At 54.1% G+C, this 13592-nt stretch carries 15 protein-coding genes; 3 read left to right on the plus strand and 12 right to left on the minus strand.

Annotated features, from left to right (window positions below):
• Nucleotides 1-59: 59 nt before the first annotated feature.
• The 5 genes from pheT to CFI03_RS12565 form a co-directional block, all read right to left on the minus strand.
• The gene (gene pheT / locus CFI03_RS12550) at nt 60-2507 is read right to left on the minus strand and encodes a phenylalanine--tRNA ligase subunit beta (protein ID WP_116393889.1); all 2448 of its coding nucleotides are present in this window, start codon (nt 2505-2507) and stop codon (nt 60-62) included.
• An 18-nt stretch (nt 2508-2525) separates the two neighbouring features.
• Entirely contained in the window at nt 2526-3557 is a 1032-nt protein-coding gene (gene pheS / locus CFI03_RS12555) for a phenylalanine--tRNA ligase subunit alpha (protein ID WP_116393890.1), read from the minus strand.
• A 127-nt stretch (nt 3558-3684) separates the two neighbouring features.
• Nucleotides 3685-3816, minus strand: a complete 132-nt coding sequence (locus tag CFI03_RS31070) for a hypothetical protein (RefSeq protein WP_283094513.1) — start codon at nt 3814-3816, stop codon at nt 3685-3687.
• Between the two features lie 135 nt (nt 3817-3951).
• On the minus strand, nt 3952-4662 hold the full coding sequence (locus CFI03_RS12560) for a response regulator (protein ID WP_116393891.1): 711 nt from the start codon (nt 4660-4662) through the stop codon (nt 3952-3954).
• Entirely contained in the window at nt 4659-5501 is an 843-nt protein-coding gene (locus CFI03_RS12565; RefSeq protein ID WP_116393892.1) for a sensor histidine kinase, read from the minus strand. The genes CFI03_RS12560 and CFI03_RS12565 overlap by 4 nt, the downstream gene beginning before the upstream one ends.
• A gap of 386 nt (nt 5502-5887) precedes the next feature.
• On the opposite strand from CFI03_RS12565, the gene CFI03_RS12570 reads away from it, so the two are divergent.
• From CFI03_RS12570 to CFI03_RS12580, 3 genes are all read left to right on the plus strand, one after another.
• Nucleotides 5888-6034, plus strand: a complete 147-nt coding sequence (locus CFI03_RS12570) for a hypothetical protein (RefSeq protein WP_162862759.1) — start codon at nt 5888-5890, stop codon at nt 6032-6034.
• A gap of 120 nt (nt 6035-6154) precedes the next feature.
• Complete coding sequence (locus CFI03_RS12575; protein ID WP_116393893.1) at nt 6155-6631, plus strand: MarR family winged helix-turn-helix transcriptional regulator; 477 nt, start codon at nt 6155-6157, stop codon at nt 6629-6631.
• A 135-nt stretch (nt 6632-6766) separates the two neighbouring features.
• Nucleotides 6767-8038, plus strand: a complete 1272-nt coding sequence (locus tag CFI03_RS12580; protein ID WP_116393894.1) for an MFS transporter — start codon at nt 6767-6769, stop codon at nt 8036-8038.
• Here the strand turns inward: CFI03_RS12580 and CFI03_RS12585 are convergent.
• From CFI03_RS12585 to CFI03_RS12615, 7 genes are all read right to left on the minus strand, one after another.
• The gene (locus CFI03_RS12585; RefSeq protein WP_248757524.1) at nt 8035-8481 is read right to left on the minus strand and encodes a CHASE3 domain-containing protein; all 447 of its coding nucleotides are present in this window, start codon (nt 8479-8481) and stop codon (nt 8035-8037) included. The genes CFI03_RS12580 and CFI03_RS12585 overlap by 4 nt on opposite strands.
• A gap of 230 nt (nt 8482-8711) precedes the next feature.
• A complete protein-coding gene (locus CFI03_RS12590; RefSeq protein ID WP_015842998.1) occupies nt 8712-8900 on the minus strand; it encodes a hypothetical protein in 189 nt (62 codons plus the stop codon).
• Nucleotides 8901-8992: 92 nt separating this feature from the next.
• Nucleotides 8993-9418, minus strand: coding sequence for a gamma-glutamylcyclotransferase family protein (locus tag CFI03_RS12595; protein ID WP_116393895.1), 426 nt, complete (start codon nt 9416-9418; stop codon nt 8993-8995).
• Between the two features lie 3 nt (nt 9419-9421).
• A complete protein-coding gene (locus CFI03_RS12600; protein WP_116393896.1) occupies nt 9422-10207 on the minus strand; it encodes a LamB/YcsF family protein in 786 nt (261 codons plus the stop codon).
• A 17-nt stretch (nt 10208-10224) separates the two neighbouring features.
• Nucleotides 10225-11340 (minus strand): 5-oxoprolinase subunit C family protein, encoded by a 1116-nt coding sequence (locus tag CFI03_RS12605; RefSeq protein WP_248757525.1) that lies wholly within the window; start codon nt 11338-11340, stop codon nt 10225-10227.
• Nucleotides 11340-12050 (minus strand): 5-oxoprolinase subunit PxpB, encoded by a 711-nt coding sequence (gene pxpB, locus CFI03_RS12610; protein ID WP_116393897.1) that lies wholly within the window; start codon nt 12048-12050, stop codon nt 11340-11342. Before pxpB ends, CFI03_RS12605 begins: the two co-directional genes overlap by 1 nt.
• Before the next feature lie 171 nt (nt 12051-12221).
• A complete protein-coding gene (locus CFI03_RS12615) occupies nt 12222-13511 on the minus strand; it encodes a VWA domain-containing protein (protein ID WP_116393898.1) in 1290 nt (429 codons plus the stop codon).
• Nucleotides 13512-13592 lie beyond the last annotated feature (81 nt).

Genomic DNA, 13592 nt, shown 5'->3' on the forward strand with positions numbered 1-13592 from the left:
AAAAGCCGCATCGAAAGTTCACAAGGAACTATTTCGATGCGGCTTAAAAGGTTTCCTGCCTACTTTCTTAATTCTGCGGCAAAAGATTGCTCAAGCTCGGCTACGACTTTGCCGTGCAGCTCGGTCACTTCTTCGTCGGTCAGCGTGCGGTCCGCATGGCGGTAAACAAGCGCCACGGCAACGCTTTTCTTGCCGGCTCCAAGCTTCTCGCCGGTGAACACGTCGAACACTCGAACGGACTCAAGCAATTCGCCTGCAACGGCCCAAGCAACGTCCGTCAGCTTCGCAGCCGGCACGGCTTGGTCAAGCACTACGGCGATATCGCGCTGCATAGCAGGGTAACGAGGAAGCGCCTTGTACTCGATGCCGGAATCAGCCAGCTCATACAATGTGCCTAATTCCACCTCTACCACGTACGTATCGGCAAGGTCGCTTTCATGCTGCAAAGTCGGATGCAGCTGGCCGACGTAACCGATCGTTTCCGGTCCATGAGCGGTGTCCACGATAACCGCTGCCGTTCTGCCCGGATGGAAGTTCGTTGGCTGAGCCGATTCGTAACGAACCTTCGAGGTCAAGCCAAGAACGTCAACCACGGTCTCCAGAACGCCTTTGGCATCGTAGAAATCAACCGGCTCCGCTTTACGGTTCCATTGCGCGTCTACACGGTTGCCCGTGAGCAATACCGCCAGGCGCTGCTTCTCCTTCGGAAGGCGCGTAAGCTGCTCTTCTTCCGTATGGAAGACGCTGCCGATTTCGAAAATAGCGGATGATTCATTTTTACGGTTGCGGTTATACGTCGCCGTCTCGATCAATTGAGCGATCAGCGTAGTACGCAGAACGCTGCGGTCCTCGCTCATTGGCATAGCCAGCTTCACCGGCTTCAGATCCTTGCCGGTCAATTCGGGGAACAGCCCCGTGCGGGAAGGACCCGTGAACGAATACGTGATCACTTCATGCAGGCCGGCATCGGTCAATCTTCTGCGCAGCTCGCGGCGAATCGTCTGCGGCTTGGTCAGCCCGCCAGGCGTCACATCGCCGTGAATTGGCGTAGTCGGAATATTGTCGTAGCCATACAAACGGGCTACCTCTTCGATTAAGTCAACATCGCGCGTAATGTCACCGCGGCGCGTCGGCACCGTTACGGCGAATTGGTCATTAGCATCGGACAGACGGTAGCTGAAATGCAGACGGTCGAAAATCGTCTCAACCTCAAGGCGCGACAGCTCCGTTCCAAGGTAACCGTTGATTTTGTCCAGCGTTACTTGAACAACAGCCGGCTCCGTTTTCGTAATTACCGCTTCCACGATTCCTTCCGCCACAAGACCGTTAGCAAGCTCCGCAATAAGAGCAGCCGCGCGGTTCAGCGCCGGGATAACGCGGGCCGGATCCACTTCCTTCTCGAAGCGGATGCTCGATTCCGAACGGAGGCCAAGCTGGCGGGAGGTTTTGCGGACCGTACCGCCGTCGAACTTCGCCGACTCCAGCAAAATGTTAACCGTCTTCTCGTTTACTTCGGAATTCGCTCCGCCCATGACGCCAGCGAGGGCTACAGGCTTCTCGCCATCCGTGATAACAAGCATATGAGGCTCAAGCATGCGCTCCTGATCATCCAACGTAACGATCTTCTCGCCTTGCTTCGCCAGACGAACGTCGATCCGGCCCGTCGTAATGGCATCCGCGTCAAAAGCATGCAGCGGCTGGCCGTATTCCAGCATAACGAAGTTTGTTACGTCAACCACGTTGCTGATCGGACGGATGCCCGCCGCGATCAGGCGGTTTTGCAGCCATTGCGGGGACGGACCAACCTTCACGCCTTTGATGTAACGCGCGCTGTAATGGGAGCATTGCTCCGGGGAGCTGATCGATACGGCAATATGGCTGTCCGCACGGTCTGCCGCATGGTTGACGGCCGGTTCGGGAATGCGAACCTCGCGGCCGGTCAAGGCGCCAATCTCGTAAGCAACGCCCAGCATGCTAAGGCAGTCCGAACGGTTAGGCGTCAGATCCAGTTCAAGCACCTCGTCGTTGATGCCAAGCACTTCGCCGATTGGCGTGCCGACCGGAGTCGATTCCGGGAGCACGAGAATCCCTTCCTGCTGCTCTTTCGGCAGAAGCTTGTCGTTAATGCCAAGCTCCTTCGCCGAGCAGATCATGCCTTGCGATTCCACGCCGCGCAGCTTCGCGCGTTTGATTGCGAAATCTCCCGGCAGCTTCGCGCCGATCATCGCAACCGGCACCTTTTGGCCGGCGTCCACGTTTTTCGCTCCGCATACGATCTGAAGCTCTTCGTCCGTACCGACATCGATCTTGCATACGCTAAGCTTGTCGGCATCCGGATGCTTCTCGCGGGATTTCACATAACCGACAACAACGCCGGAAACCCCTTTATTCAGGGATTCCACGCTGTCGATCTCGATGCCGCCGCGCGTCATTTTTTCGGCTAATTCCTCGCCTGTATAGCCTGTCAAATCGATATATTCATTTAACCATTGGTAAGATACTTTCATCGCTTGTTTCCCCTCCCTTTACATTCTCGCGAATTGGCTTAAGAACCGCTGATCGTTCGTGTAGAAATGACGGATATCGTCGATGCCGTACTTCAGAAGCGCGATACGCTCAACGCCCATGCCGAACGCGAAACCGCTCACTTCCTTCGGATCGTAGCCGCCCATCTCGAGAACGCGCGGATGCACCATGCCGCAGCCGAGAATTTCAAGCCAGCCTGTTTGCTTGCACATGCGGCAGCCGTGGCCGCCGCATTGCACGCAGGTTACGTCAACCTCCGCGCTTGGCTCCGTGAACGGGAAGAAGCTTGGGCGAAGACGGATTTGAGCCTGCTCTCCGAACATTTGCTGCACGAATTGCAGCAGCGTGCCCTTCAGGTCGCTCATGCGGATGTTAGGGCCAACGACAAGGCCTTCAATCTGATTGAACATGAACGAATGCGTCGCGTCGTCGTCGTCGCGGCGGTAAACTTTGCCCGGGCAGATGACTTTGATAGGCTTGCCGTTCATTTGCTGCATCGTGCGAACCTGAACCGGCGACGTATGCGTGCGCATCAGAATGTCTTCCGTAATGTAGAACGAGTCCTGCATATCGCGGGCAGGGTGGTTCTTCGGCAGGTTAAGAGCTTCGAAGTTGAAATAATCCGTCTCGACTTCCGGACCTTCGGCAATGGAATACCCAAGTCCGATAAATACGTCTTCGATTTCCTGCGCGACTTTGTTCAGCGGATGCACCGCGCCCGTCGGCAAAGCTTTGCCCGGCAGCGTTACGTCAATCGTCTCCGCGCGAAGACGGTTTTCCGTCTCGGCAGCGAGGAACGCGTTTTGCTTCTCGTCGATTACGCCTTCAATTGCGGCGCGAACATCATTGGCCACTTGACCGATAACCGGACGCTCTTCCGCGCTCAGGCCGCCCATGCCGCGCAAAATCTCGGTCAGCGCCCCTTTTTTTCCCAAGTACTTCACACGCAAATCATTCAGCTGCTGCGGACTGTCAACCTGCTGCAGCTCTTGCAGCGCTTCTACGCGCAATGCTTCCAAACGTTCTTTCATCGTAAAATCTCGCCTCCACTCTGGAATTAAAAACAAAATAGCAACAAAAAAAGGCCTTTCTCCCCGCAAGGGACGAAAGACCGTGGTACCACCCTAATTCGGATTGCCCATAAAAAACGGCAACCCCTCAAATCCCGTTAACGGCGGGAACCGGACCTTCCCTAATTCGCCTTCGGCCATTGGAGGCTTGAAGCGGTTCAGGCGTCTGCTCCGGAGTGAACTTCGGCAGCCTAATCCCGTAAAGACGCTCGCAATCCATGGCGCCTTCTCCCTGTACGGAAGCTCTGCTTACTTATCTCCATCAAAGCTTTCATCCATTTTTACACTTGGACACAATAATCTATATTATATGCATTTCCTTATTTCCTTGCAACCATTCGCTGCCAAGGCAAATTTATTTTTCGAGCAGCCCTTGTTCATAGGCATAACGGGTAAGCTGAACGCGGTTATCCAGATGAAGCTTCTGCAAAATGTTTTTCAAATGGTTTTTGACCGTATGCTCGGACAATCCGAAGGCAACCGCAATCTCTTTATTCGATTCTCCCGTCACCACCCGTTCAAGAATATCCTTCTCGCGGGAAGTAAGCGGCGTTGTCATTGCCGAAGCATCACTGGCAACGCCAGTTCTTGTACCGGTCTTAGCCGGGTTTGTCCCGTTTGAAGAGGCAGCAGAAGTAAACTCCTGCAGCAGCCTGAAGGCAATTTCCTTCGACATCGGCGCCTCGTCATCCACAACGGCCCGGAGATATTCCCTCCATGCGGAAGGAGAAAGATTTTTGAACAGGTAGCCCTGAGCCCCCCGCTTGATCGCTTCGAACAGATGGGTAATGTCGTCCGAGACGGTCACCATAACAATCTTCAGGGACGGGTAGAGGTATTTCAGCTGCTGCGTCGCCTCAAGCCCGCCCATGCCCGGCATGTTGATGTCCATCAGCACCAGATCGGGCAGCACGTCATCGATGCGGGCGATAGCTTCCTCGCCGCTGGCTGCTTCTCCGACAACCGTAAATTCCGGATCCGCTCCGATAATTTCCCTCATGCCTTCCCTTCCGTGGGGATGATCATCCACCAAAAAAACGCGAATCTGCCCGTTTGCTTCACTCATTTCCCTTCACCTCCGGATTGAATGCGTACCGTTGTTCCTTCGCCGACCGCGCTTTTTATGTCAAACAGCCAGCCCATTTGCTCTGCGCGATCCCGCATCATGCGAATGCCGTACCGATCCTTTGCATCGATCTGGCTAGGTTCCGCCCCAATCCCGTTATCCTTTATTTCGCATACAAAATCCTCATCGCCCTGCTGCCGGCTAATGACCCGAACCTCGGTCGCCTGCGCGTATTTGCGGACGTTCATAAGCGCTTCCCGAATAATCGACTGCAGCTCGACCAGCTGTTTGTTGGATAATACGCCTTCCTGCAGCTGCCAATCGAGCTTTGCGCGAATGCCGCTGTTTTGCAATAAATCATTCACCGCTCCGTGAATCGCGGTCAGCCATGAATCGTCAACGACTACGGCCGGGGACTGCAAATTCGCAATGGACTGCCGGACATCCTCGTACACATGCTTAACGGTCTGCCGGATTTGAACGGTCGTTTCCCTTGCATCATCTCCAAGCTCCATACGCTCCAGCTTATCCAGCTTAACGGAGAGCAGGAATAACGATTGGGAGATGCCGTCATGCAGCTCGCGGGCCAGCTGCTCCCGCTGCTGAAAGGACGCCTTGGACACCCGTTCCCGTTGAAGGGCTTCCTGCGTCTGCTCCAGCCTGCCGAACAATCCGCGCAATAAAGTTAACGTAAACAGAAATACAAGAGCCGGCGCCAAAAAATTCCCCAGCTCCATGGAAACGTACGGAAGCAGAAAGACGTGCCTGACGTACTCCCATAAGCCAACGACGATAGTAGGGATCCATAATATTAAAAATTTCAGGGATTTGTAGGACATTTTTGCATCTCCTAAAAAGAATTGTCACCTATACAGCCTGATGTAGGCTGTATGTGATGATTCTTGCTTCGTAAGCATTAACTTAATGAATTAGAACACAAGCAGCTTAAAAGCTGCTCGTGGTGATTCATACTTCGTAAGCGATCACCTAAAGAATTGTCACCTATACAGCCTGATGTAGGCTGTATGTGATGATTCTTGCTTCGTAAGCATTAACTTAATGAATGATCGCACATCACTAATGCTCTAAATGATTAACGCAGATAACATTTCCCGGGTAATCGCATTTGACTCCCCTCCAAGTGTACTAGACACCTTGCGAAAGAACAATTCGTATAAGAATGCTCCACCGCGAGCACAATGAAAATTAGAGAGGAGGAATACCAATGACCAATAATCATTTCAAGCTTGCTGAGCTTGAAGGCCATACGGAAGCGCTTGAAGAGATCCGACAATTAGAGCAAAAGCTAACCGGCCAGATGGGTTCAACAATCAGCTTAATCGCTTACGAGTCCGAGGACGAACATAAGTAGATTCATAACGCCTCCATTTTGGGCATGGGGGCGTTTTTCTATTGACAGGAAGTTCAATTTGAATTATTTTTGTTGTACATACAAAATAGAAGTCATCAAACTCCAAGGAGGGCATAGGATATGACAAAAGACATCGACCCGGCAACGGCTGCTGATATTGAACAACAAGTGGAAAATCCCGAAGCTTTCCTGCATACCTGCTTATATTTTACGGCGAACCGCCTGAGCAGAGCGATTACCCGCATGGCAGACGATGCTTTTGCTACCACGGGGCTTGCACCCGGTTATGGCTATGTCATTCGTCTCAGTGTCGCCAAACCCGGCATTACGCAAAAGGAATTATCCGAGAAGCTGTATATTACCCCTTCTACCTTAACCCGCTTTATTGATAAGCTTGAAGCCAAACAGCTTGTCGAGCGCAAGGTGCAAGGGAAAACCGTTCTGGTCTATCCGACGGATAAAGGCCGCGAGCTGGAGCCAGCGATTCGTGCCGCTTCCAAAAAGCTGCTTGAATCGTACCAAGCGATTCTTGGCAATGAAGCTGCGGCGCAGCTGACGCTATCTCTGGAAACAACAAGCGAACAGCTGGAGAAATAACGGCCCGTAACTGCAATAAGTCATACTTTTGCAACTCGAAATGGGTTTAAATCAAAGCTTCTGCCATAGTTCCTTTATCCGAATTATTTATGTTCATACGTTTGTATGTACAAACAAATTAAGTAGAGGTGCGACATGAATCAGGTAAAGAGCAAGTTTTATTACGGGTGGATAATCGTTCTGCTCACCTTCGTTACCCTGCTGGTATCGGCAGGCATTCGTTCCATGCCAAGCGTACTGATGATCCCTTTCCAGGACGAATTCGGCTGGAGCCGGGGAGAAATCTCCAGCGTAGCATCCATCGGCATTTTACTATACGGTCTGGTTGGTCCGTTCTCCGCTGCCCTGTTACTGCGCTTCGGCATCCGTAAGGTCGTGCTTATCGCTCTAGCGGTATTGGCCGCAAGCCTTGCCGTTACGCCATTCATTACAGCGTTATGGCAGTTCGATCTGCTGTGGGGCCTCGTCTCCGGTCTTGCAACCGGCATGATGGCCAACGTGCTTGGCGTTACCGTCAGCAACCTGTGGTTTGTGAAGCGAAAAGGGCTGGTTGTCGGTATGCTGACGGCAAGCGCCGCCGCCGGACAGCTGTTGTTCCTGCCGCTGCTTGCCAAAATGACCTCCGATTATGGCTGGCGCTCCGCGATGTATACGGCAGTTGCTGGTATTGTAACGGTGTTTGTGCTGGTTGCCATCTGGATGAAAAATCATCCTTCCGATGTGGGTGCCGCTCCTTACGGTACGGATGAAATCGTTAAGCCTACGCCGTTCCGCGGCAATCTGTTCCTGTCTCCTATCCAGAATCTTGGCTATGCGATGAAAAACAAAACGTTCTGGCTGCTCGCCGGCACTTTCTTTTTCTGCGGCTTCTCTACAAACGGCCTGATCGGCACCCATCTGATTGCCGCCTGCGGGGATCACGGGATGGTAGAGGTTGCCGCTGCGGGTCTGCTCGCGATGATGGGGATCTTTGACCTCTTTGGCACCACGATCTCCGGCTGGTTGTCCGACCGTTTCGACAGTCGCTGGCTGCTGTTCTGGTATTACGGTCTGAGGGGGCTGTCGCTGTTGTTCCTTCCTTACGCGCTTGACGCCACTCCGGCTATGCTTGTCATTTTCTCCGTATTCTATGGCCTGGACTGGATTGCGACCGTACCGCCTACCGCCAAGCTCGCCGGCGAAACCTTCGGCAAAGAAAAGTCCGGCATGATCTTCGGCTGGATCGTGGTAGCTCACCAGATCGGCGCTTCAACCGCCGCGTACGGCGCAGGCGTTATGCGCGACTGGCTTGGCAGCTACACGCAGGCTTTTGTTATCGCTGGCTTCACTTGTTTCTTCGCTTCCCTGATGGCAATCCGGGTAAAACGGCATCTGGCGGAGCGCAAAGACATGACGCTTCAGGCTTAATGCTGTAAAAAACCTCGGGCAGCTCCTTGAATAAGGAGTGTCCGAGGTTTTTGATCCTTCAGCTGCATCTCCCGAGTGGCGACCTCATGGAACTGGTTCTCCAGCCCAATTAGCTGCTCAAGCAGCTCCTTTGCTTTCGGAAGCTTTACGATGGCGCTTAGCTCCTTGCTCAGCTGAAGGAAGCTTTCATGGGCAGCATTGAAATTTTGCGAGGAGGAATCATCCTTCAGAATCAAATACCCCCTTGCGCTAAGCTGCTCTTTTTTGATCGCTGCGTTTAGCTCCTGAATCAGGATCAGCTTCTTCGCCTTGTCATCAATCAGCTTGCCATAGGCGCGGTCAACCGTCGTAATTTTGGAGTAGCCGATAAATACGATTGCGGCCAAAACGATAAGCACAGCCAAAAATCCCATAAATAATTTCCTGCTTACGGTTACCTTCATAACTACACCTCTTATCGGTAATTGGATACATGCACGGCTGCGGATTTTATAAAAGTTAACGAATTTTCGTTTTATTCCACCACTTCCATAAATTAACTGCATTAACAGTCCTTATTTTAGGAGATTTGGCCTATCTTGATCTAGTACAAAATTTGGGGTTGCCACATTTTTGAAGGATAAAGAAAGAGAATGTACCACATGGTACATTCTCCCGTTCAAGCTTTATCGTGTTATTTCAGAAACTTCACCAAGTCCAGCTTAACCTCTTCTACCCATACATCCGTAATTTCAGCATCTCTGAAGTATTTCCAGGCTTCATAATATACCTTTGTCATATAGACGGATACATCATATCGTCCCATAGGGAATGTGACCTTATAACCTTCAAAAAACTCTCCCGTGATCCCATCTTCAGTCATAGTTAATCTCTCCCCTAGCCCTAGATCATACCTCTACATCATATCTAATTCTAGGAGATTATGTGATTCCAGTCTAGCAGTAATTTTACATTTCATGAAAGCTTTGGTTTAGTGGTCAAGCTATTCAAATAATCCGGCCACGATGAACCGGGAACCGGCGGGCAGCTGCGGTCTGACGGCCAAATATAGACCCAGCCCTCGAGCTCTGGATTCCTGGCATCCTGGACCCAAACCCGCTCGTAGTCATTGCTCTCCTCGATCCCGTAAAACTCCTCCAGCTCGTCGAGCACAGCTAGTCCGGCACGGTCGATCGTAAGCCATAAGCCTTCGATTACCGCACCGTTCGTTCTGGCCGACTGATCCCTGACCGCAGCCGGATAAGCCCCAACGTCCACCAGCCTGCCCGAAATCATGCCGCTCCTGCTGTCTATAAGAAAAGGTGCTATGACAAAATGGTTGATCAAACCCGGGAGTAAGGAGCCATATACAAACACGGTAAGCCTGTCGCGTACAAACATATCTTACGCCTTGCCCGGCGCCCGGAGAGTAATCCCCTCTTGGATCAACGCCTCCCGAATGCGGGAAGCAAACAGAGCCGCGTGGGAACCGTCGCCATGCAGGCAAATCGTGTCGGCTTGCACGTTTACCGGAGCGCCTTCCGGCGTAAAAGCAATGCCCTTCGCTGCCATCGCTACCGCTTGGGCTGCCGCTTGATCCGCATCATGCAGAACGGCTCCTTGCTTGCCGCGGGGAGCGAGACTTCCGTCCGGCTCGTAAGCCCGGTCCGCGAATACCTCGGATGCGGAAGGCAGTCCGTATTGCTTGGCCGCATCCAGCAGCAAGCTGCCGGATTGACCGTAAATAATAAGGCGGTCATCAACAGCCAAGGCCGCTTTGACAATCGCCTCAGAGATCGCTTTATCGCGATTAGCCATATGATAAAGGGCTCCATGCGGTTTCAGGTGAGCCATTTCCCCGCCTACTGCCCGAACAAAAGCCTGCAATGCGCCAACCTGGTATAAAACAAAATCATACACCTCGGCTGCGGTTACCTGCATCTCCCGGCGGCCAAAGCCAAGCCGGTCGGGCAGGCCGGGATGGGCGCCAATTGCGGCGCCCGCGGACAAAGCCTGCTTCACGGCCGCATGCATCGTGTGGGGATCGCCGGCATGAAAGCCGCAGGCGATATTCACGCTTGTTATATAGGGAAGAAGCTCGGCATCTTGCCCGAAGGAATAGCTGCCGTAGCCTTCTCCGAAATCGCAATTGAGATCTACCGCGCGATTGTCCGTATCAATGTTTACCATGCTGGTGCTCCTTTCTTTTAAGGCTGACGGCTGCGGATCGCGGAGGCCAGATAGCGGATATCCTGCTCGCGCTGGCGATCCAGCCGCTGCGCTTCGTCCAGGGTAACAGGCTGGAACCGGATCGTATCGCCCGGTTTCGCCTGGGCCAGGAGCGGCATGTCGACCGTCGCGACATGCGCGATTTTGGGGTAGCCGCCGGTTGTCTGGCAGTCGGCGGCCAGAATGATCGGCCCGCCGCCGGGCGGTACCTGGACGGCGCCGGGCGTTACCCCGTGCGAGAGCAGCTCCGCACGGGACTCTCTTGCCAGCGGGGTGCCGATCAGGCGGCACCCCATGCGGTCCGAGGCGGGAGCGATGGCATACCGCTCCCGGAAGAACGCTTCACGGGCAGCTGCGCTGAACTGCCCGTGCTCGCTCCCCGGCATCGCGCGAAGCACGATGCCGGTTTCGTCGCCGCCGTAGGCTCCCGGCGGCGCGAACCATGGCGCGGCCGCCCACGGCAGGCGGCGGCCCGCGCCTTCCGGCGCTTTCGCGGCGGAGGCTTCGCCCTGCCGCGAAAGCGCCGCTGCCCATGCGGCTGCCCACCGGGACGGGGCAGCTGCGCCATGCGCCGCGCCGCAGGGCAAGGCGTCGCCGGCGGCAAGGCGCCGCCCGGCGAGCCCGCCCAGCGCGGCGCGCGTATCCGTGCTGCGGCTGCCAAGCTCGCGCGGCACGCCGAAGCCCCCCGCTGCCGCCACGTAGGCGCGGCAGCCGCTTACGGCGCGGCCAAAGCGAAGCACCGCGCCGCGCGGAACAAAGACCGGCCTCCACATCGGCAGCTCTTCCCCGTCTATGGTTGGCTCCAGATAGGCGCCGCAAACGGAAATGAGAAGATCCGTATCCACCCTCAGCTCCGGCCCGACAAGCGTTACCTCAAGTCCCGCTTCCCCTTCCTCATTGCCCACTAGAAGATTGGCCATCCGCAGCGCATACCGGTCCATCGCCCCTCCGGCCGCAATGCCCGAAGAACGGTAGCCCTCCCTGCCCAAATCCTGAATCGTGGTCGAGAGGCCGGGTTTCAATACCTTTAATCCACTGAAGCTCTCTGCTTCGCTTTTTATCGCGGTAATCCCGGTTATGCTTTGATCCGTCATTAGCGGAAGTCACCTCCGGAAACGGGAATAAATCGGACGCGGTCGCCTGCCCGAAGCAGCACAGGCTCGCTGCGCTCCTTGTCAAACATTTGGATCGGCGTGTAGCCGACGATCTGCCATCCCCCGGGCGAAGCAAGCGGATAAATCCCGGTTTGCTTTCCCGCAATTCCCACAGACCCTGCCGGGACAATAGCACGCGGCACGGCCTTTCGCGGCTGCTCCAGGTTATCCGGAAGCCCGCTCATATACGGAAAGCCCGGCATAAACCCAATCATCGCCACGGTATACTCCACCCTCGAATGCTCCTCGACGAACTCCGCCGCCGTCAGCCCCGAACGTTCGGCCGACTCTTCCAGATCCGGACCGTATTGGCCTCCGTAATACACGGGAAGATCGAATCTGCGGCCTTTTCCTCCTCGATCCGAGGCTGCTCTTCCATTCTCGATCAAATCGCGCAGCTTCCGTTCCGCAAGCTGATACGGCAGCAGAACGGCAGCCTCCGGCCCTTGTTCAATCTCCCGCCACAGCTTGGCAGGGTCATACAGGACGGTAACCGTCTCGTAAGCCGGTACAATATCAATCACCCACGCTTCGGCTTGCTGCTTCAATGTCCATGCAAGATCGGCCATCTGCTTCCAGCCGTCCGCTCCCTGCGTATCCTGTCGGAGGACAAGCGCGCGGTCGCCAAGCGGCGTTACGTGAACAGACATGATCAGCACCTCCGGATCTGCTCTTTTTCCCCATTGTAAAAGAAATCCGCGATACCTACCATCCTATAGTCACAAAAAAAGAGCTGCCCGTTTATCCGGACAACTCTTGTTTTTACAACCAGGACAACCACTATCCCGTCCAAACGGTCCGTTAGGGGCTTTATCCTTTACCTATTGAACATACCGGTTAATGACTTCAACCAACAGATCATTTAACAGCTTTGTCTCGTATTCGCCTACCGCCGGTTCCAGATGATCGCTGCCGATGCCGCTGTCGTCGGTCAGGAACAAATAGGTGCCTCCGGTTGCAACCGCTGCAAACCTGAGCAAATATTCCGTATCCACATCAACGCCGCTTGAGGCAACCGGAATAATGCGAATCCCTGCCTTAGCCGCTTCCGCCAATACGCTATGCATTTCCTGCATAATCTGGGTTTCATGATGAGGCGGCGCGTCCAGCACAAGGAACAGAAGCCTTGCCCGCGCGTTCTCGCTCCATTTATGATCGCTGACCGCATTGCGCAATGCCTGCTCCACCGCTTCCGGATAATCCCCGCCGCCCTGCGCTTTTTGCATAGCAATAAGCTTTACCGCCTGATCGATATTGGCTGTAAAAGGATTTGCCTTCACCACGTAATCATCATGAATATCCCGGTAAAAATTCGTGCTCATCCGGATGTCCAGCTGATTGGCATGCTTCTCGCCCACTCGGGTGATCACATCCTTCAGCTCGGCTTCCAAATAATCCATCTCATCCTGCATGGAGCCGGTCGTATCCATCACGAACATGACGTCTACCTGATTAGATTCCGGCAGCTCCCCGTCCAGATCTACCTTCAAGGCTCCCTGACCGGGCACCTCGATGTTCGATACCTTTTTCTTCTGCTGGTCGGCCATTACCTCAACCGAATAACGCGTTCTCTGATAAGGCTGCTCGTTATCCTGGAACAATCCCGCAAATACGTATGCCTTGCCCTCTGCATTTGTCTTGGCATCCCAGACCGTCTGATTCTGCTGACCGATCAGCCTTACCCTTGCATCGGACACGGCACGGCCGTCAGAGGTCACCGATACTTCCAGCCGATTAAAATATTCAAAGCCCCAATGCGCGGAGCTGTCGCTGCCTTCATAACTATTAAGCAAATTATTGAACCGGTCCCATGCGGCAAGATCATCCCACTCGCCGGCAGTCAGTTGACCTGCCTGAATAGGCGCGTCGGTCCGTCCTTGTCGGCGTACCTCTTCCCGGTGGGATTCAGGTTCTTCAGCCCTATTCTCAACCCGGTTCCCCCGGTCATCCGCTGAAGATTCGGCTTTACTGCTATCCGTCCCGCGATCCGGAGCCGCCCGGTCGGCTGCGTTATCGTTCCGGCTTGACGAACAGCCGGCCAGAATAAGCAACATAACGAGCATTGAAACGATCATGGACATGAGCTTGTTTTTTGTTTGGTTTTTAATCATTTTCCATAACCCCCTTTATTTTCTAAATAGACGTTGGGAACAGGGGGATTGTTGCATTAACCGGCAATCAACATTACAATC

Source organism: Paenibacillus sp. ATY16 (genome assembly GCF_003399985.2).
GTDB lineage: Bacteria > Bacillota > Bacilli > Paenibacillales > Paenibacillaceae > Pristimantibacillus > Pristimantibacillus glycanilyticus.

What these genes read in the sequence shown, in the direction of transcription:
- pheT (WP_116393889.1), bottom strand. Translation starts at nt 2,507, where the DNA reads ATGAAAGTATCTTACCAATGGTTAAATGAATATATCGATTTGACAGGC.
- pheS (WP_116393890.1), bottom strand. Translation starts at nt 3,557, where the DNA reads ATGAAAGAACGTTTGGAAGCATTGCGCGTAGAAGCGCTGCAAGAGCTG.
- CFI03_RS31070 (WP_283094513.1), bottom strand. Translation starts at nt 3,816, where the DNA reads ATGGATTGCGAGCGTCTTTACGGGATTAGGCTGCCGAAGTTCACTCCG.
- CFI03_RS12560 (WP_116393891.1), bottom strand. Translation starts at nt 4,662, where the DNA reads ATGAGTGAAGCAAACGGGCAGATTCGCGTTTTTTTGGTGGATGATCAT.
- CFI03_RS12565 (WP_116393892.1), bottom strand. Translation starts at nt 5,501, where the DNA reads ATGTCCTACAAATCCCTGAAATTTTTAATATTATGGATCCCTACTATC.
- CFI03_RS12570 (WP_162862759.1), top strand. Translation starts at nt 5,888, where the DNA reads ATGACCAATAATCATTTCAAGCTTGCTGAGCTTGAAGGCCATACGGAA.
- CFI03_RS12575 (WP_116393893.1), top strand. Translation starts at nt 6,155, where the DNA reads ATGACAAAAGACATCGACCCGGCAACGGCTGCTGATATTGAACAACAA.
- CFI03_RS12580 (WP_116393894.1), top strand. Translation starts at nt 6,767, where the DNA reads ATGAATCAGGTAAAGAGCAAGTTTTATTACGGGTGGATAATCGTTCTG.
- CFI03_RS12585 (WP_248757524.1), bottom strand. Translation starts at nt 8,481, where the DNA reads ATGAAGGTAACCGTAAGCAGGAAATTATTTATGGGATTTTTGGCTGTG.
- CFI03_RS12590 (WP_015842998.1), bottom strand. Translation starts at nt 8,900, where the DNA reads ATGACTGAAGATGGGATCACGGGAGAGTTTTTTGAAGGTTATAAGGTC.
- CFI03_RS12595 (WP_116393895.1), bottom strand. Translation starts at nt 9,418, where the DNA reads ATGTTTGTACGCGACAGGCTTACCGTGTTTGTATATGGCTCCTTACTC.
- CFI03_RS12600 (WP_116393896.1), bottom strand. Translation starts at nt 10,207, where the DNA reads ATGGTAAACATTGATACGGACAATCGCGCGGTAGATCTCAATTGCGAT.
- CFI03_RS12605 (WP_248757525.1), bottom strand. Translation starts at nt 11,340, where the DNA reads ATGACGGATCAAAGCATAACCGGGATTACCGCGATAAAAAGCGAAGCA.
- pxpB (WP_116393897.1), bottom strand. Translation starts at nt 12,050, where the DNA reads ATGTCTGTTCACGTAACGCCGCTTGGCGACCGCGCGCTTGTCCTCCGA.
- CFI03_RS12615 (WP_116393898.1), bottom strand. Translation starts at nt 13,511, where the DNA reads ATGATTAAAAACCAAACAAAAAACAAGCTCATGTCCATGATCGTTTCA.